This window comes from Bradyrhizobium murdochi (assembly GCF_000472965.1).
Lineage (GTDB): Bacteria > Pseudomonadota > Alphaproteobacteria > Rhizobiales > Xanthobacteraceae > Bradyrhizobium > Bradyrhizobium murdochi.
The window spans coordinates 34,357-50,367 of the sequence record NZ_AXAU01000023.1 but is presented as its reverse complement, the minus strand read 5'-3'; the positions used below and the strand labels follow the sequence as shown (position 1 = coordinate 50,367).

Below are 16,011 nucleotides of genomic sequence, written 5' to 3'. Positions count from 1 at the left end.
GCGACCCGTTGGCTTTGCCCACCCTACGGCTTCTCATTCAAATCCCGGTCGCGGCACCAAATTCATCAACATATTGGCGTAGCCGCCATCGACCATGATCTCCTCGCCGTTGACATAGGACGCGCGGTCGCTGGCGAGAAACAAGATCGCATCGGCCATGTCCTGCGGCATGCCGACCCGCCGCAACGGCACGACTGCGGCGCGCCGCTCGGTGACGCCGGGCGTATCGTAGAACGCCTGGCTCATCGGCGTGATCACCATGCCGGGACTGACGACATTGCTGCGGATGCCGTGCGGCCCCCATTCATTGGCGAGCTGCCGCGACAGCATGATAACGCCGGCCTTGCTGACGCTGTAGGCGCCGCTCTGCCCCTGCGCGTTGCTGCCGGCGATTGACGCGACGTGAACCATACTGCCGCGGCCAAGCGCGCGCATCTGCCGGCCAAACACCTGCGCGCAGAGGAAGTAGCCGGTCAGGTTGACGGAGAGAACCGCGTTCCATTCGGCAAGCGTCAAGACGTCGAGCGCGCCGGGCCGCAGCACCGCGGCGGTGTTCACCAGCACGTTGCATGGCCCCAGCGATTTCTCGATCGTCGCGGCCGCAGTCGTGACGCTCTCGACATCCGTCGTGTCGCAGCGCGCTATCACATGATCGGCGCCGAGCTTGCCGAGCTCGGCGCGCGTTATCTCAAGGCCACGTTCATCGAGATCGATCGCGGCCACGCGGGCGCCGGCCTGGGCAAAACTGAGGGCAACGGCGCGGCCGATCCCGCCTCCCCCGCCCGTCACCACGCAGACGCGGCCTGACAAGCCGAGCCAATCGGAAGATTCCTGCGAGCTGTTGACCATCGATGACTCCAATCGAGAGTTCATTCGTCATTGCGAGCCACCGGGGTCGCGCGAATGCGCGCCTGATGACAGGCTCCGCGAAGCAATCCAACGAACCGCAAAGAAGGATGGATTGCTTCGTCACGGAGTTTATCATCGGGCCGGCCGAAGGCCGGACCCGGTGGTTCCTCGCAATGACGGGTTGAGCTACCCCCCAATCCCTGCCGCGACCTGACCGCGCAGCCGCTCCAGGCTGTGCAGCGTGTTGGCGCAGGCTTCCGCGACCTCGATGCCCTTGATGACGAAATGCTTGCGGAAGAATTCGTGGTGCACGGCGCTTTCATGGAATTGCTGCGGCGTCAGCACCGCCGAGAATACCGGCACCTCGGTCCTGAGTTGCACGTCCATCAGCGCCTTGATCACGGTGTCGGCGACGAATTCGTGGCGATAGATGCCGCCGTCGACGACGAGGCCGGCGGCCACGATCGCGGTGTAGCGCCGCGTCTTCGCGAGCAGTTGCGCATGCAGCGGTATTTCGAACGAGCCCGGCACCTCGAACAGATCGACCTGCGCACGCGTGATATGGCGCGCTTCGATCTCTTCAAGGAAGGCAATGCGGCATTCCTCGACCACGTCGCGGTGCCACGACGACTGCACGAACGCGATGCGCTGCGGCTTGACGAAACGCGGATGCACCAGCGCCGGCGGACGCTCGGGCACGTCAGGAACGTGATGGGCTTCGGCTGCTTGGGATTGGACTTCAGGCTCTTGCAACATCTGATTCATGGCTTTCCTCTTTCAGGACCAGAATCAGGGCATACGGAACGACGCCGGCCCACGCGCAAAGGTGCGAGGCCGCCGCAAACCGTTCTCTTTCATCCGGACTGTAACCGTCGGCTTCGGAATCACACCGAATCTGCTGACCCTTCTGCTCAGGCGAGAAGAAGGCGCTCGCGGGCTTGGGCTACGTCACCCTTACCGCCGGTGGGGATTTTCACCCCGCCCTGAGAACATCGGCCGCCCGGAATGGACGACCTGGCGAAGGATATGACCAAGGCCGGGGCGTCAGCAAGAGTCTTTGGCATGGGGAATCGGCATGTCCCCATGCTGCCGAAACAGGGCATGTGGCCTGCCGGATCGCTGCCTTTACTCAAACCGCGGCAATTGGGATAGGCTTGCTAAGAACAGGGGGACGCTCAACATGAAAATTCTTCGTCGGAATTTCCTCAAGCTGGCCGGCGCACTCATCGCCGCGCCTGCCTTGCCGCGACTGGCTTCCGCGCTCGATTATCCGACGCGGCCGACGAAGATCGTGGCCGGCTTCGCCGCCGGAGGCGGCGTCGATATTACGGCGCGGCTGATCGGCCAGTGGCTGGCCGACCATCTCAAGCAACCCTTCGTCGTCGAGAACCGCACCGGCGCCGGCGGCAATATCGGCACCGAGGCGGTCGTGAACGCGGCGCCTGACGGCTACACGCTATTGCTGGCGACGGTGCCGAACGCGGTCAACGCCTCGCTCTACGAAAAGCTCAGTTTCAATTTCGTCCGCGACATTGCGCCGGTGGCCGGCGTCATTCGTGTGCCGATGGTGGTGCTGGTGCACCCCGCGGTGCCGGCGCAGACCTTGGCCGAATTCATCGCTTACGCCAAAGCCAAACCCTGGAAAGGTTAACATGGCCTCCGCCGGCAGCGGCAGCGCGCCGCACATGGCGGGCGAGCTGTTCAAGATGATGACCGGCGTCGACATGGTCCACGTCCCCTATCGCGGCCAGGGGCCGGCGATGACGGATCTGATCAGCGGCCAGGTGCAAATCCTGTTTGCCGCCGCGCCCGGCACCGCCGATCACATCAAGACCGGCAAGCTGCGCGCGCTCGCGGTGACGACGGCCACGCGCATGGCGGAGCTGCCGGAGGTTCCGACGGAAGGCGATGTCGTAGCAGGCTACGAAGCCAGCCAGTGGTACGGCTTCGCGGCACCGAAGAACACGCCGGCCGAGATCATCGACAAGCTCAACAAAGAAATCAACGCGGCGGTCGCCGATCCCGGCATGAAGGCCCGGCTTGCCGCGATCGGCGGCGACCCGATGCCGGGCTCGCCTGCCGATTTCGGCAGACTGATCGCAGACGAGACCGAGAAGTGGGGCAAGGTAGTCCGCGCAGGTGGGCTAAAGCCGGAGTGAGCGCGCGCGATTTGCGAACGATCCGAGAGGCATCGATGCACGGCAAAACATTCACGAATCCTTAAAGCCGGCATCCTAGAGGTGTCTGACGTGCCCAACTCCAGATCGCCCGGGCGACGCACATGGAACAAGCGTGACACACGCCGCTGACGTTGCCGGCACGGATGCAGCAAGGCCCGCGCAGCGGGCCTGGCGAACGTCAATCCTTCAGACCAATGTCCTGGTGCCAATGGCCATCGCGCTCGGCTCGTTGCTGGCCGGCGCGTTCTACACCTGGTTTGCCGGCGAGGACGTCAACTGGGATTGGCAAAATTACCACGAGTATAATGTCTGGGCGGTCATCAACGGCCGCTACGGCATCGATGCCTTGCCGGCCGGCTTTCAGACCTACTTCAATCCGGCCGTCTATTTCCCGCTTTACTATCTGCGCCATCTGCTGCCGGCACCCTACGGCCTGATGATCATCGGCGCGATACACGGCCTTAATCTGCTGCTGATTTATTTTCTCGTCCGCGTCCTGCTGCGGGAAGCGGCGACGGCAAGCGCGATCGGCGCCGCGATCCTGATTGCGGCCGTCGGACCGATGACGCTTTCGGAAGTGGGCACGAGCTTCTCCGACATCCTCACCGCGCTTCCGATTGTTGCAGGCTGTATCCTGATCCTGTCGGCAAATGGATCGCATCACGGGCGGTACGTCCTCGCCGGGCTGTTGATCGGCGCGGCCGTCGGGCTGAAGTTGACCAACGTCGTCTATGCGCTCGGAGTGGCTGCCGCCGTGCTGCTTGCGGCGCGGCCGCTGCTTGCAACGCTCTGTCTCGGAGTCGGCGGACTGATCGGCGCGCTGGCGACCGGCGGCGCCTGGGGGCTGATGCTCTGGCGCGAGATGGGCAATCCGATTTTCCCGCTCTTCAATGCCGTGTTCCAGTCCAAAGAACTGGTCCCGACGAACATCATGGACTGGCAGTTCATGCCGCGCGGCCTGCTGGACGCGCTGGCCTATCCCTTCTTCTGGCTGGTCGGCGACCACAGGAGCTCTGAATATCCATTTCGTGACGCGCGGTTTGCGGTCGCGATGGTGTTGATCGTGCTCGGCATCGGCCGCTCGCTCGTCAACCGTGCCACGATCTTCACGCGCCGCGACGTTCAATTCCTGCTGTTCTTCGCCGTCTCCTATGCGACATGGCTCGCGCTGTTCGCGATTCAGCGTTACGCAATCGTGCTGGAGCTGTTATGCGCGCCGCTGGTCGTCCTGCTGATCGCGCGCTGTATGGCAGCGACGCCAGGAGCACCGTCAGGCCGCATCTCCGCAGTGCCTGTCAATTCCGTGATGGTCGCGACGGCGTTGTGCGTCGCGTTGTGGTCGCAACCGGGTGACTGGTTCCGCCGCCCCTGGTCCAATCCATTCAACCCCGCGATTCCCGAGCAGCTTCACCAGCCTGCAAACTATCTCATTATCGACAAGCCGATCGCCTATGTCGCCCCGCTGCTGCCGCCGCAGTCGCGGTTCTATCAGATCGCCGACATCGCCTTGCCCATCATGCCCGATGGCAGGTTCGACCGCCGTATTCGGGCCGGGCTGGCATCACCAATGCCGGGCGGCATATGGGAATTGCACATGCAGGGCAAGCCGATCCGCGAACAGTTGCTGGAGCGATATGGTTTGCGCATGGATCCTTCCAGGCCCTGCGTCGAAATCGAGGGCGCGCAGCTCGGGACTGCGATCGAGGCGTGTCCATTGGCTGCGCGCGAGTAGGCCGCGCCTTCTTCGAGGACCGGCAAACGCGAAGAGGCTTTTCTTTAACCGTCCGTTAACCATTGTGGCGGCAAGATTCCTTAATTCCGGAATCTGATTCCGGTTTGTTCTCAAGTTTGCATTTTGTAGCCCCGAACACCTGTGGACGACGCCGCTTTGGCCTGTGGACGGACTCAGGGGTGAGTTGCGCGGATTCCGCAAATCACATCACTTGATCTCGGCAGGCCCCGGGATGATCCGCGAACGGGGGATTGCAGTCGGCGGCGCCACATCGGTTCAACGCGTGCCGTCCCTTGCGTGCGTATCAGAAGAATTCAAGAAACAGGGTCGAGACGGCATGTCCCTCCTCGAAGGCATTATTGATTCCCGGAACAACCCGCTCGCGGCAGTCGAGGACATCGCCGCCGAAAACAATTGGGCGTTCGAGCGCTCCGGCGAAGACGAAGTCACGATCGTCTCCAAGGGGAACTGGACCGACTACCAGCTCTCCTTCACCTGGATGGCCGAGATCGAGGCGCTGCACCTCGCCTCCGCCTTCGACATGAAGATTCCTCCCGCACGCCGTGCCGAAGTGCAGCGGCTGATCGCGGCGATCAACGAACAATTATGGGTCGGCCATTTCGACATCTGGAACCACACCGGCATGATCATGTACCGGCAAGCGCTGCTGCTGCCGGGCGGGCTGACCGCCTCGACCGCGCAATGCGAGGTCATGCTGGCCGGCGCCATCCACGCCTGCGAGCGCTACTACCCCGCGTTCCAGTTTGTGGTTTGGGCGGGAAAGAGCGCCGCGGAAGCCATGAGCGCGGCGATGTTCGATACCGAGGGCGAGGCGTAGGTCTCCTAGTCGCCTCCACACGCATAATGTCGTCCCGGCGAACGCAGGGACCCACACTCCCGTGACCTCACGGCTCAAGCAAACTGCTTGTGGCCCCTTCTGAGCTTTACTAAAACCGCCGGTGGTTATGGGTCCCTGCGTGCCGCCTTCGCTAAAGCTTCGGCGAGCCCAACGCCAAGCCCCGGCGAAGCCTTGGCGAAGACGGGTCGCAGGGGCGACGGCAGAATTCATGGTGACACCGTGAGTAACAACACACTCCAAAACCTCCGCGGCACCATTGCGCTGGCTGGCGCCGGCAAGATGGGCGGCGCGATGCTGACCGGCTGGCTGGCCGGCGGGCTCGACGCAAGCGGCGTGATCGTGATCGAGCCGCAGCCATCCGCTGAGATCGGCGCGCTGGCGGCGCAAGGCATCCGCCTCAATCCGAAGGACGCTGGCACGGTCGACACGCTGGTGATGGCTGTGAAGCCGCAGACGTTCCGCGAAGCGGGGCCGGCGCTGAAGTCCTTCGTCGGAACGAACACGCTCGTCGTCTCGATCATGGCGGGCACGACGATCGCGGCACTTGAAGAAGTCTGCGGCGGCATGGTGGTTCGCGCCATGCCGAACACGCCGGCTTCGATCGGCCGCGGCATCACGGTCGCGGTCGCGGCGAAAAACGTCAGCGCCGCGCAACGCGCCACGGCCGACGCGCTGCTGCGCGCCACCGGCTCGGTCGAATGGGTCGACGACGAAAGCCTGATGGATGCGGTGACCGCCGTGTCCGGCTCCGGCCCGGCCTACGTGTTCCTGCTCGCCGAAGAGCTCGCGCGCGCCGGCGTCGAGGCCGGCCTGCCGGCCGAGCTTGCAACGAAGCTCGCGCGCGAAACCGTCGCCGGCTCCGGCGAATTGCTGCACCGCTCGGAGCTTGCCTCGGCCACGCTGCGCCAGAACGTCACCTCGCCCGGCGGCACTACGGCGGCCGCACTCGAAGTGCTGATGAGCAAGGACGGCCTGCAGCCGCTGATGATCCGCGCGATCGCCGCGGCGACGAAGCGCTCGAAGGAATTGGCTAAGTAGTGGAATCGTAGGGTGGGCAAAGCGCAAGCGTGCCCACCATTTCGAGCACGGTGCCAGATGGTGGGCACGGCGCGAAGTGCGCCTTTGCCCACCCTACGGGTCAGCGGCCTGCAAGCCTCTTCGTGAACGTCTCCACATTGACGAGCCCGCGGGCGTGGCGGCCGTCGCCTATTCTGCGCTCGCCTTCGAAGGCTTCGACCTCAAAGCGGATCACGCGGCGCTCGACTGCCACGACCTTTGCCGCGACGCGCACCGTCGCGCCGACCAGCGACGCGCCGAGATGGCGGATATCGACCTCGGTGCCAACCGTGATCCAGCCCGGCTGAAGATGGCCTCTGATGGCGTCGCTCGAGGCCATCTCCATTTCCAGGATCATCATCGGCGTCGCATAGACCATCGGCATGCCAGGGACGAAATGCCCGACCGTGCGTTCCGCCGGCACCACCAGCGTCCGCTCGGCGTTCATGCCGATCTTGATGAAGTCGCGTGCGTCCATGGATTTGCTCTGTCATTCCGGGGCGCGGGAAGCGCGAACCCGGAATCTCGAGATTCTCAGGTGCGCAATTGCGCACCATAGTTCGCGCTTCCCGCGCCCCGGAATGACGAGACTTATTTGCCCGCTACTTCTTCGCAGCCGCAGCCGCCGCGGCGCGCTCCACAAAGGTCTTGCCGCCCTTCATCTTGTGGGCCAATGGCGCTTCGTTGATCTGGATCACGACCGCATCGGCATCGACGCCGAGGTTTTTGACCAGCGCCTGCGTGATGTCGCGCATCATGCCGGCCTTCTGCTCGTCGGTGCGGCCGGCGGCCATGCTCACGGTGATCTCAGGCATTGGTAGTGCTCCCTTTGTTTTTGCTTACTCGCCAACCGTCATTGCCGGGCTTGAGACCCGGCAATCCATCATTTTGAAGATGGATACGCGGGTCAAGCCCGCGTATGACGAAAATCAGTTGCCCCACTTCACATCATGGCGCGTGAGCACCTCGCGCACTTTTGCGACGATCTCGCCCTCAGCGCACGAAAACTGCGCCGGACGAGTCTCGCGCCATTCCTGGTTGGAGGCGATGGCGGCCGCGGCTTTCGCGCCTTCGATCAGGTCCTTGATCTGGATTTCACCGCGCGCCTTTTCATCCGAACCCTGGATGATGACGCAAGGCGAGTTGCGACGGTCGGCATATTTGAGCTGGTTACCCATGTTCTTGGGATTACCGAGATAGAGCTCAGCGCGGATGTTCTCGTTGCGCAACTGCGCGACCATTTTCTGATAGTCGGCAACACGGTCGCGATCGAACACGGTGACCACGACGGGGCCGAAGTCGGGCCGCGTGTCGAGCTTGCCCAACATCGTCAGCGCCGCCTGCAAGCGCGACACGCCGATCGAAAAGCCCGTGGCCGGCACCGGTTCACCGCGGAAGCGCGAGACGAGGCCGTCATAGCGGCCACCGCCGCCGACGGAGCCGAAGCGCACGGGGCGGCCTTTTTCGTCCTTGGTATCTAGGAGGAGTTCTGTCTCGTAGACGGGGCCAGTGTAGTATTCGAGGCCGCGCACAACCGTCGGATCGATTCGAACGCGGTCGCCATAACCTGAGGCGGCGACGAGTCGTGCGATTGCGGCCAATTCGCCGATACCTTCTCGGCCAATCTCCGTTTCCCCACCTAACTTCGCAATTATTTCTTCATTGGTGCCTGTTTCCGGGCATGTGGCATTGAGCACTCGACGAGCATCATCGTCCTTCAGACCGGCGCCCTTCGTAAAATCACCGCTTTCATCCTTGCGGCCATCACCAAGTAATGCCCGAACGCCATCTTCACCCAGTCGGTCAAATTTATCGACCGCCCGCAGCACTGTGAGTCTGCGTCCTGCATTTTCATCGCCTGCAAGCCCGATGCTCTCCATCACCCCATCTAGCACCTTGCGGTTATTCACCTTCACGACATAGCTGCCGCGCGGAATGCCGAGCACTTCCATCGTGTCCGCCGCCATCATGCACATCTCGGCATCGGCGGCCGGCGAGGCGGAGCCCACCGTATCGGCATCGAACTGCATGAACTGGCGGAAGCGGCCGGGGCCTGGCTTCTCGTTGCGATAGACGTAACCCGCGCGGTAGCTGCGATACGGCTTCGGCAGCGCGTCGAAATTCTCCGCCACATAGCGCGCCAGCGGCGCGGTCAGATCGTAGCGCAACGAGATCCACTGCTCGTCATCGTCCTGGAACGAGAACACGCCTTCGTTCGGCCGGTCCTGGTCGGGCAGGAATTTGCCCAGCGCGTCGGTGAACTCCATTGCCGGCGTTTCCACCGGCTCGAAGCCGTAGCGCTCGTAGACCTCGCGGATTTTCTCGACCATCTGGCGGGTAGCCGCAATCGCGGCCGGACCACGGTCTTCGAGCCCGCGCGGCAGCCGCGCCTTCAGTTTCTGCGGTTTTTTGGGTTTTTCAGCCATGGCGGCTAGGTACCAGCCGAGGCGCGGCAGGGCAACCCGGGCCAAGCACGCTTATCTCACGCCGCCGCGGCCTTGCCCTTGGGCTGCACTTCGGCGCTGTAGTCCGCCATCAACTGCTCGGAGATCTTGCCGGGCGTGAACTTCCAGCTCGCGATCTCGGACACCGGCGTCACTTCGGCCGCCGTGCCGGTGATGAAGCACTCGGTGAAGCCATCAAGTTCCTCCGGCATGATACGGCGCTCGATCACCTCGATGCCGCGGTGCCTGGCGAGGTCGATCGCGATGGCGCGGGTGATGCCGGCGAGGAAGCAGTCGGCGATCGGCGTATGGATCTTGCCGTCCTTGATGAAAAAGATATTGGCGCCGGTGCATTCGGCCACCCGGCCCTGCCAGTCCAGCATCATGGCATCGGCATAGCCGGCACGCTCCGCTTTGTGCTTGCTGATGGTGCAGATCATGTAGAGGCCGGACGCCTTGGCCATCGCCGGGATCGTCGCCGGATCGGGCCGCCGGTATTCGGCCATGCACATCCGGATGCCCTTCAGCTTCTCCGCCGGATCGAAATAGCTCGGCCAATCCCAGGCGGCGATGGCGAGATGGATGGTGTTGGCCGGCGCCGACACACCCATCATCTCCGAACCACGCCAGGCAATCGGGCGCAGATAGGCATCGGGCAGATTGTTCTTGTCGATCACGAGCTGCTTGGCGGCGTCGATCTCGGCCACCGAATAGGGAATCTCGAAATCCAGAATACTGGCCGAATTCTTCAGCCGCTCGGAATGCTCGGTGCTCTTGAAGACCTTGCCGCCATAGGCGCGTTCGCCCTCGAACACGCAGCTCGCATAGTGCAGGCCATGGGTCAGGATGTGGATGTTGGCGTCGGCCCACGGCACCAGCCTGCCATCGTACCAGATGACGCCATCGATCTTGTCGAACGAAACTCCCATGGTCTCCTCCCGATTGGCGCTGTTGCATTGAGCCGCGCGTCAGCCTCGCGCGACTCGACGAGGCGCGCGCTACCAAGCGCTTAAAGTGATCTATAAGCGGCGGGCGTAATTTCGCCGCCGGTCACAGGACCTTTCTGATCCAATCGTGCGGGTCCGCCGCGCGACCGTACTGGATGTCGACGAGTTTCTTGCGCAGCCCCATGGCGATAGGGCCGGCGACGCCGCCATTGATCAGAAAATCACCGCTCGCCGAACACACCTTGCCGATCGGCGAGATGACGGCCGCGGTGCCGCAGGCGAACGCCTCTTTCAGCTTTCCGCTGGCGGCGTCCTTGCGCCACTGCTCGATGGTGTAGGCCTCCTCGCGCACGACCGTGCCGGAATCCTTCGCCAGCGCGATGATCGAATCGCGGGTGATGCCCGGCAGGATGGTGCCGAGCGGCGGTGTCGAGAGCGAGCCGTCGTCGAACACGAAGAAGACGTTCATGCCGCCGAGCTCCTCGATGTAGCGGCGTTCGATCGCGTCGAGAAAAACGACCTGATCGCAGCCGCGCTCGATGGCCTCGGCCTGCGCGCGCAGGCTCGCGGCGTAGTTGCCGCCGCATTTGACGGCCCCGGTGCCGCCGATCGCGGCACGCGTGTAATTCTCCGACACCCAGATCGACACCGGCGCAGGACCGCCCTTGAAATAGGAGCCGACCGGCGAGGCGATGACGGCGAAGATGTATTCCGCCGATGGCTTCACGCCGAGGAATATCTCGCTCGCGATCATGAAGGGCCGCAAATAGAGACTGCCCTCGCCGCCCGGAATCCAGGCGCTGTCGATGCGCACGATCTGCTCGACCGCTTCGATGAAGATAGCTTCGGGCAGCGGCGCCATGGCCATGCGCTCAGCCGAACTGTTGAAGCGCCTCGCGTTGGCATCGGGACGGAACAGGTTCACGCCGTTGTCGCGCTTGTAGGCCTTGAGGCCTTCGAAAATCTCCTGCGCGTAGTGCAGGACGGCCGTGGCCGGATCGAGCGGAAAATTCGCGCGAGCCTCGACCCGCGCGTCGTGCCAGCCGTTCGCCTGATTGTAGCGGACGATGGCCATGTGATCGGTGAAAATCCGGCCGAAGCCCGGGTCCACGAGCTTGGCTGCGCGCTCACTCTCAGGAGTTGGATTCGCCGCAGGCCGGATTTCGAATTTCAAACTCATTCCCCTTTGCCCTTGCTTCCCGCTATTGGAATTCGGCGCCCAAATCGGCGCCGGCATGCGTCCTTTCGGGCCTTCACAGGTCTGGACTTCACCATCACCGGCCTTGCGGCCGGCTTCCGTCGCCGTCATGTCGGTCGAGGACATGCTTTTGCGGGATGCCGAAGTCCAGTATGTTTGCCGAAATGCCGCTCGACAATCGCACGGTAATCCATTTGCGGCCGTTGCCGCCATCGCTGGCTTTTTCCGGCTGCCTGACACGTCACCAGGTTCGAAACGACCTAAAGTTTCGTCGTGGCTGGCAGTTTTGTAACATTGAACCCAAGATATGTCAACATGGCTGACATAAATTTCTCAAAGGGCTCCGTAGCCTCCGATTCGCAGGAGGCTGCCAGCCCTGGCCCGCGGGCTGGCGAATTTCGCTGGGACATAATCGAGCTGCTGTTTTTCGCCTATCGCGACTTCGTCGGCGACGCCGACAATGAGCTCGAGGCTTTCGGGTTCGGCCGCGCCCATCACCGCGTGATGCATTTCGTCTACCGCTACCCCGGCCTCAAGGTCGCCGACCTCCTGGACGTGCTGCGGATCACCAAGCAGTCGCTTGGCCGGGTGCTCAAGCAGTTGCTCGACGAGGGCTACATCATCCAGAAGACCGGCAATAACGACCGCCGGCAGCGCCTTCTTTATGCCACCCCGAAGGGCGAAGCCTTGGTGGCAAAGCTCGCAGGGCTGCAGACCGATCGCATCACCCGCGCGCTCCGGGACATCAATCCCGAGGGCGTCGCCGCGATCAGCGAGTTCCTGCGCGCGATGATCGATCGCGACGACCCCGACAAGGTGTTGGAGGCGATCTTCGGGATCGGCAGCAAGAAACCAAGGGAGTGATCGTGCCGCAAGGAGCAACCATCGCTGCAGCCACCACGCGCGCGCCGCGGCAACTGGCTGATGACGCCCCGCATCTGCTCTTGGTCGACGACGACCGCCGTATCCGCGATCTGCTGTCGCGGTTTCTGACCGGCGAGGGCTATCGCGTCACCACCGCCTCGAGCGCGAACGATGCGCGCGCAAAACTGCTCGGCCTGCATTTCGACCTCCTGATCCTCGACGTCATGATGCCCGGCGAAACCGGGTTCGACCTGGCGCGGTTCATTCGCACCTCCTCCTCGGTGCCGATCATCATGCTGACGGCGCGCCATGAGGCGGAGGCGCGGATCGAGGGTCTGCAGATCGGCGCCGACGATTATGTTGCGAAGCCGTTCGAGCCGCGCGAACTGATCTTGAGGATCGGCAATATCCTCAAGCGCTCTGCGCCGCCGCCGGTGGAGGCGCTGGAGCAGATCGCGTTCGGCCCTTACATTTTCCATCTCGATCGTGGCGAACTGCGCCTGGGCGAGGAGATCATTCACCTAACCGACCGCGAGCGCGAAATGCTGCGCATTCTGGCGGCTGCGCCCGGCGAAACGGTGCCGCGCGCGGCGCTGACCGGCGGCGGCACGGTGAACGAACGCGCGGTCGACGTGCAGATCAATCGCCTGCGGCGCAAGATCGAGCGCGATCCCGCCAATCCGCTGTTCCTGCAGGCGGCGCGCGGCATCGGCTATCGCCTGGTTGCGTCGCCCTGAGCAGTTCATGAGCACGCTCGACACCGGCCTGACGTTCATCCGCAACGCGTCGCAACGCGTCTCCAGGGCCAATGGCTGGATGGGCAATGCGTTCAAGAGCTGGATGCCGACCGGCCTCTACGCCCGCGCGCTCCTGATCATGATCGTCCCGATGGTGATCCTGCAAACGGTCGTGGCGTTCGTATTCATGGAACGCCACTGGAATACGGTGACGCGGCGCCTGTCGGCGGCCGTGGTCCAGGACATCGCCAGCCTGATCGACATCTACAAGGCATTTCCGCAGGACAAGGACCGTGCGCAGCTCCGCCGCATTGGACAACGGCTGCAATTGGTCGTCGATTTCTTGCCTGTCGACGACATGCCGCAGCCGGGGCCAAAGCCGTTTTTCTCGCTGCTCGACCAGACCCTATCGTCGCAGATCGGCCGCCAGATTCGCCGCCCGTTCTGGATCGACACCGTCGGCAAGTCCAATCTGGTTGAAATCCGCATCCAGCTCGACGATGCCGTGATGCGCGTGTTCGCGCAGCGCAGCGCCGCCTATGCCTCCAATTCGGAGATTTTCATCTTCTGGATGCTCGGCACATCCTCGATCCTGCTGATCGTCGCGGTGCTGTTCCTGCGCAACCAGATCAGGCCGATCCTGCGGCTGGCGGACGCCGCCGAGAGTTTTGGCAAGGGGCGCGAGGTGCCGAATTTCCGTCCGCGCGGCGCGCGGGAGGTGCGGCAAGCGGCACAGGCGTTCCTGGAGATGAAGGCCCGCGTCGAACGCTCGATCGATCAGCGCACCGCGATGCTGGCCGGCGTCAGCCACGATTTGCGTACCATCCTGACCCGCTTCAAGCTCGAGCTGGCGCTGATCGGCGACAGTCCCGAAGTCGACGGCATGCGCAAGGACGTCGACGAAATGTCCGGCATGCTCGAGGCCTATCTCGCCTTCGCGCGCGGCGACAGTGGCGAGATCGCGCAGCCGACCGATATGGCGATGGCGCTGGAGGAATTGCGCAGCGACGCCGAACGCCACGGCCATACCGCAACCGTGACGTTCCACGGCCTGCCGGTGGTGACGGTGAAGCCGGCCTCGTTCAAACGCTGCATCGCCAACCTGGTTTCCAACGCGGCTCGGTACGCCAAGACGGTCGCCATCACCGGCCACCGCGATCACCGCTATCTGACAGTGACGGTCGATGACGACGGGCCGGGCATTCCGGCCAACATGCGCGAGGAAGTGTTCAAGCCGTTCCTGCGGCTCGACGACGCCCGTAACCAGGACGAGGGCGGCACGGGCCTCGGCCTCGCCATTGCCCGAGACATCGCCCGCTCGCACGGCGGCGACATCACGCTGGGCGACAGCCCGATGGGCGGTCTGCGCGCGGCGGTAAGGGTGCCGGTGTAGGTGCCGGGCTACTGGTGCTGTCGAGAGATCTCGGCCTGCATCCTTCGAGACGCGCGAAGTCGCGCTCCTCAGGATGAGGGTCTATCTCCTCATGGTGAGGAGCGCAGCAAAGCTGCGCGTCTCGAACCATGTGGCCGGACTGTGACCGCGATGAACCGCTACTTCTTCGGGATCAGCGCCTTCAGCTTTTCCATGTCCTTGATATTCATCTTCATGCCGCCGGGCATGATGATGTCGCCTGGCTTCTGGTCCGCCTTGCAGGCGCCGACCCATTTGGCCTCGATCGTCGAGCTGTTGTCGCGCGGGGCGCCGGCCATGCCGCCCTCACTCTGCGAGGTCGATTTTACGGTGTAGGCGGAATTGAAGTCGCCGTTGATTTCGGCACGGGATTTGACCGTGATCCCAGCGACGCCGCAGACGGAATCAGTGACATAGCCGGTTGCGGTCTTCTGGATATCCTGCTTCGAGCAGATCTGCTTGGCCAACGGCGACATTGCAGTGCTCATGTCCTTGTCGGTGGTCTCGTCCGTGCACTGCTGCATCGTCATCTCGGGTGAGCCTGTGCTCACCACCTTCATCTCCCACAGGCCGGCCTTGCGCAACGGCAACTCCACGGCGACGGCGCCGCTTGCCGGCAACAGAGCAAGCACACCAACGGCCGTACTAGCTACAAGAAGCAGTCGTCTCATGCGTGGCTCCCGCTGAATTCTTCCAGAGATCGTCATCGCGAAGTGAACACACGCTCCGCGTGGCGAAAACATGTCCAGCCGGAAAACAAGTAGCGGCAGCGCTCAGTAAAGCGTGCGCAGCGGCCGCTCCGCGGCGCCATAGGGCACCCAGCGGCAGGCAAAGGAAACGTAGCCGCCGTAATTGGGCTGCACGCCGAGGAATTTCACCACCTTGCCGTAGCGGGCGCAGTGATCGACGGCGAGCTGGCGGGCGTCGGCCTGCATCGCGAGCGTATAGGCGATGATGCCGCCGGTGTCGTTGCCCTTGAACGCTGGCACCGTGTCGATATCCCACCACTGCGCCTGCGCCGGCGGCGCCGCCAGCATTCCGCCCATGGCAATCAGGCACGCGGCCACAATTCTTCGCATCGCAGACTCCATTTCGCTCGAACCGCACCATAGTGTGCGCCGATGGCCGTGAAAAGAATGGTTGCAGCACGAGGCGGACTTGGCTGTCAGGTGTTGCCGCGCTGCACTTGACCTTGTCAGGGCTTCGCGGCACCGTCCCATGCGTTGGCTTACCGGCGGATTCCCCATGCGCAATTTGTTGAAATCCTTGAGAGCACTCGGTCCGATAACGGCGGCGCTCGCTTTGCTGGCCTCCAGCCATGCCGCCCAGGCCGCCTATCCCTGGGAATTGAATTTCTGGCTGTCAGGCCCGCGCTATGACGGCCGCGTCGCCGAATGCGAGCGGGCGCTGTCGACCATCGCGTACCAATTCCGGGAGAAGGAGGGCAAGTTCTGGAATTCGGCGCTGACGATCACGGGCTTTGGCCGGATCCAGGAAACCGCATTCCGGCCCTGGCAGTCCGACAACATTCCGCGCCGCTTCTGCAGCGGCGACGTGATGCTGAGCGACGGCAAGATGCGCACCGTGCACTACTCGATCATCGAGGATGGTGGATTTGCCGGCTTCGACCAGGGCGTCGAATGGTGCGTGACCGGGCTCGATCGCAATTGGGCCTATAGCCCGGGCTGCAGGGCTGCCCGGCCCTGATCGCCGGCAAACGACCCGACTGGCTCG

General features: G+C 63.4%; 16 protein-coding genes, 1 pseudogene and 1 riboswitch. Of the genes and pseudogenes, 8 read left to right on the top strand and 9 right to left on the bottom strand.

The window, feature by feature from the left end; translation table 11 throughout:
- Positions 1 to 33 precede the first annotated feature (33 nt).
- Both YUO_RS0131190 and YUO_RS0131180 read right to left on the bottom strand, forming a co-directional pair.
- Positions 34 to 849, bottom strand: coding sequence for an SDR family NAD(P)-dependent oxidoreductase (locus YUO_RS0131190; protein WP_028350747.1), 816 nt, complete (start codon positions 847 to 849; stop codon positions 34 to 36).
- A gap of 186 nt (positions 850 to 1,035) precedes the next feature.
- Positions 1,036 to 1,614: a 6,7-dimethyl-8-ribityllumazine synthase gene (locus tag YUO_RS0131180; RefSeq protein WP_028350745.1), complete on the bottom strand. Its 579-nt coding sequence runs from the start codon at positions 1,612 to 1,614 to the stop codon at positions 1,036 to 1,038.
- A 77-nt stretch (positions 1,615 to 1,691) separates the two neighbouring features.
- A riboswitch (FMN riboswitch) is annotated at positions 1,692 to 1,844 on the bottom strand.
- Between the two features lie 185 nt (positions 1,845 to 2,029).
- On the opposite strand from YUO_RS0131180, the pseudogene YUO_RS49085 reads away from it, so the two are divergent.
- The 4 genes and pseudogenes from YUO_RS49085 (at position 2,030) to proC (ending at position 6,658) form a co-directional block, all read left to right on the top strand.
- Positions 2,030 to 3,008: pseudogene (locus YUO_RS49085) on the top strand (Bug family tripartite tricarboxylate transporter substrate binding protein).
- 133 nt (positions 3,009 to 3,141) lie between these two features.
- Complete coding sequence (locus YUO_RS42350) at positions 3,142 to 4,761, top strand: glycosyltransferase 87 family protein (protein ID WP_235782893.1); 1,620 nt, start codon at positions 3,142 to 3,144, stop codon at positions 4,759 to 4,761.
- Positions 4,762 to 5,098: 337 nt separating this feature from the next.
- Complete coding sequence (locus tag YUO_RS0131160; RefSeq protein WP_028350744.1) at positions 5,099 to 5,599, top strand: type III secretion system chaperone family protein; 501 nt, start codon at positions 5,099 to 5,101, stop codon at positions 5,597 to 5,599.
- 240 nt (positions 5,600 to 5,839) lie between these two features.
- The gene (gene proC, locus YUO_RS0131155) at positions 5,840 to 6,658 is read left to right on the top strand and encodes a pyrroline-5-carboxylate reductase (protein WP_028350743.1); all 819 of its coding nucleotides are present in this window, start codon (positions 5,840 to 5,842) and stop codon (positions 6,656 to 6,658) included.
- 100 nt (positions 6,659 to 6,758) lie between these two features.
- On the opposite strand, the gene YUO_RS0131150 is transcribed toward proC, so the two are convergent.
- The 5 genes from YUO_RS0131150 to YUO_RS0131130 form a co-directional block, all read right to left on the bottom strand.
- Positions 6,759 to 7,154, bottom strand: a complete 396-nt coding sequence (locus tag YUO_RS0131150; RefSeq protein WP_028350742.1) for a thioesterase family protein — start codon at positions 7,152 to 7,154, stop codon at positions 6,759 to 6,761.
- A gap of 124 nt (positions 7,155 to 7,278) precedes the next feature.
- Positions 7,279 to 7,491 (bottom strand): tautomerase family protein, encoded by a 213-nt coding sequence (locus YUO_RS0131145; RefSeq protein WP_028350741.1) that lies wholly within the window; start codon positions 7,489 to 7,491, stop codon positions 7,279 to 7,281.
- A 114-nt stretch (positions 7,492 to 7,605) separates the two neighbouring features.
- Positions 7,606 to 9,006, bottom strand: coding sequence for a histidine--tRNA ligase (gene hisS, locus YUO_RS0131140; protein ID WP_430649573.1), 1,401 nt, complete (start codon positions 9,004 to 9,006; stop codon positions 7,606 to 7,608).
- Between the two features lie 152 nt (positions 9,007 to 9,158).
- Complete coding sequence (locus tag YUO_RS0131135) at positions 9,159 to 10,049, bottom strand: branched-chain amino acid aminotransferase (protein WP_028350739.1); 891 nt, start codon at positions 10,047 to 10,049, stop codon at positions 9,159 to 9,161.
- Positions 10,050 to 10,170: 121 nt separating this feature from the next.
- Positions 10,171 to 11,247: a branched-chain amino acid aminotransferase gene (locus YUO_RS0131130; protein ID WP_028350738.1), complete on the bottom strand. Its 1,077-nt coding sequence runs from the start codon at positions 11,245 to 11,247 to the stop codon at positions 10,171 to 10,173.
- A 333-nt stretch (positions 11,248 to 11,580) separates the two neighbouring features.
- Here YUO_RS0131130 and YUO_RS0131125 point away from each other — a divergent pair, with 333 nt between their 5' ends.
- The 3 genes from YUO_RS0131125 to YUO_RS0131115 are packed head-to-tail and all read left to right on the top strand — an operon-like array spanning position 11,581 to position 14,259.
- Positions 11,581 to 12,129 carry a MarR family winged helix-turn-helix transcriptional regulator gene (locus YUO_RS0131125; RefSeq protein ID WP_028350737.1) on the top strand — a complete coding sequence of 183 codons (549 nt, stop codon included), beginning with the start codon at positions 11,581 to 11,583 and terminating at the stop codon, positions 12,127 to 12,129.
- Positions 12,126 to 12,866, top strand: coding sequence for a response regulator transcription factor (locus YUO_RS0131120; protein ID WP_028350736.1), 741 nt, complete (start codon positions 12,126 to 12,128; stop codon positions 12,864 to 12,866). Before YUO_RS0131125 ends, YUO_RS0131120 begins: the two co-directional genes overlap by 4 nt.
- A 7-nt stretch (positions 12,867 to 12,873) precedes the next feature.
- Positions 12,874 to 14,259: an ATP-binding protein gene (locus YUO_RS0131115; RefSeq protein WP_028350735.1), complete on the top strand. Its 1,386-nt coding sequence runs from the start codon at positions 12,874 to 12,876 to the stop codon at positions 14,257 to 14,259.
- Between the two features lie 158 nt (positions 14,260 to 14,417).
- Here the strand turns inward: YUO_RS0131115 and YUO_RS0131110 are convergent, their stop codons facing one another.
- Complete coding sequence (locus YUO_RS0131110; RefSeq protein WP_035728049.1) at positions 14,418 to 14,948, bottom strand: DUF3617 domain-containing protein; 531 nt, start codon at positions 14,946 to 14,948, stop codon at positions 14,418 to 14,420.
- Between the two features lie 102 nt (positions 14,949 to 15,050).
- On the bottom strand, positions 15,051 to 15,356 hold the full coding sequence (locus tag YUO_RS0131105; RefSeq protein WP_028350733.1) for a hypothetical protein: 306 nt from the start codon (positions 15,354 to 15,356) through the stop codon (positions 15,051 to 15,053).
- A 166-nt stretch (positions 15,357 to 15,522) separates the two neighbouring features.
- Here YUO_RS0131105 and YUO_RS0131100 point away from each other — a divergent pair, with 166 nt between their 5' ends.
- On the top strand, positions 15,523 to 15,984 hold the full coding sequence (locus tag YUO_RS0131100) for a hypothetical protein (protein WP_028350732.1): 462 nt from the start codon (positions 15,523 to 15,525) through the stop codon (positions 15,982 to 15,984).
- Positions 15,985 to 16,011: the final 27 nt, after the last annotated feature.

Excerpts from the sequence above, each read along its gene's own strand:
- YUO_RS0131110 (WP_035728049.1), bottom strand. The coding sequence starts at position 14,948 with ATGAGACGACTGCTTCTTGTAGCTAGTACGGCCGTTGGTGTGCTTGCT.
- YUO_RS0131180 (WP_028350745.1), bottom strand. The coding sequence starts at position 1,614 with ATGAATCAGATGTTGCAAGAGCCTGAAGTCCAATCCCAAGCAGCCGAA.
- YUO_RS0131130 (WP_028350738.1), bottom strand. The coding sequence starts at position 11,247 with ATGAGTTTGAAATTCGAAATCCGGCCTGCGGCGAATCCAACTCCTGAG.
- YUO_RS0131100 (WP_028350732.1), top strand. The coding sequence starts at position 15,523 with ATGCGCAATTTGTTGAAATCCTTGAGAGCACTCGGTCCGATAACGGCG.
- YUO_RS0131190 (WP_028350747.1), bottom strand. The coding sequence starts at position 849 with ATGGTCAACAGCTCGCAGGAATCTTCCGATTGGCTCGGCTTGTCAGGC.
- YUO_RS0131145 (WP_028350741.1), bottom strand. The coding sequence starts at position 7,491 with ATGCCTGAGATCACCGTGAGCATGGCCGCCGGCCGCACCGACGAGCAG.
- YUO_RS0131150 (WP_028350742.1), bottom strand. The coding sequence starts at position 7,154 with ATGGACGCACGCGACTTCATCAAGATCGGCATGAACGCCGAGCGGACG.
- YUO_RS0131115 (WP_028350735.1), top strand. The coding sequence starts at position 12,874 with ATGAGCACGCTCGACACCGGCCTGACGTTCATCCGCAACGCGTCGCAA.
- YUO_RS0131105 (WP_028350733.1), bottom strand. The coding sequence starts at position 15,356 with ATGCGAAGAATTGTGGCCGCGTGCCTGATTGCCATGGGCGGAATGCTG.
- YUO_RS0131135 (WP_028350739.1), bottom strand. The coding sequence starts at position 10,049 with ATGGGAGTTTCGTTCGACAAGATCGATGGCGTCATCTGGTACGATGGC.
- YUO_RS0131160 (WP_028350744.1), top strand. The coding sequence starts at position 5,099 with ATGTCCCTCCTCGAAGGCATTATTGATTCCCGGAACAACCCGCTCGCG.
- hisS (WP_430649573.1), bottom strand. The coding sequence starts at position 9,006 with ATGGTCGAGAAAATCCGCGAGGTCTACGAGCGCTACGGCTTCGAGCCG.
- YUO_RS0131125 (WP_028350737.1), top strand. The coding sequence starts at position 11,581 with ATGGCTGACATAAATTTCTCAAAGGGCTCCGTAGCCTCCGATTCGCAG.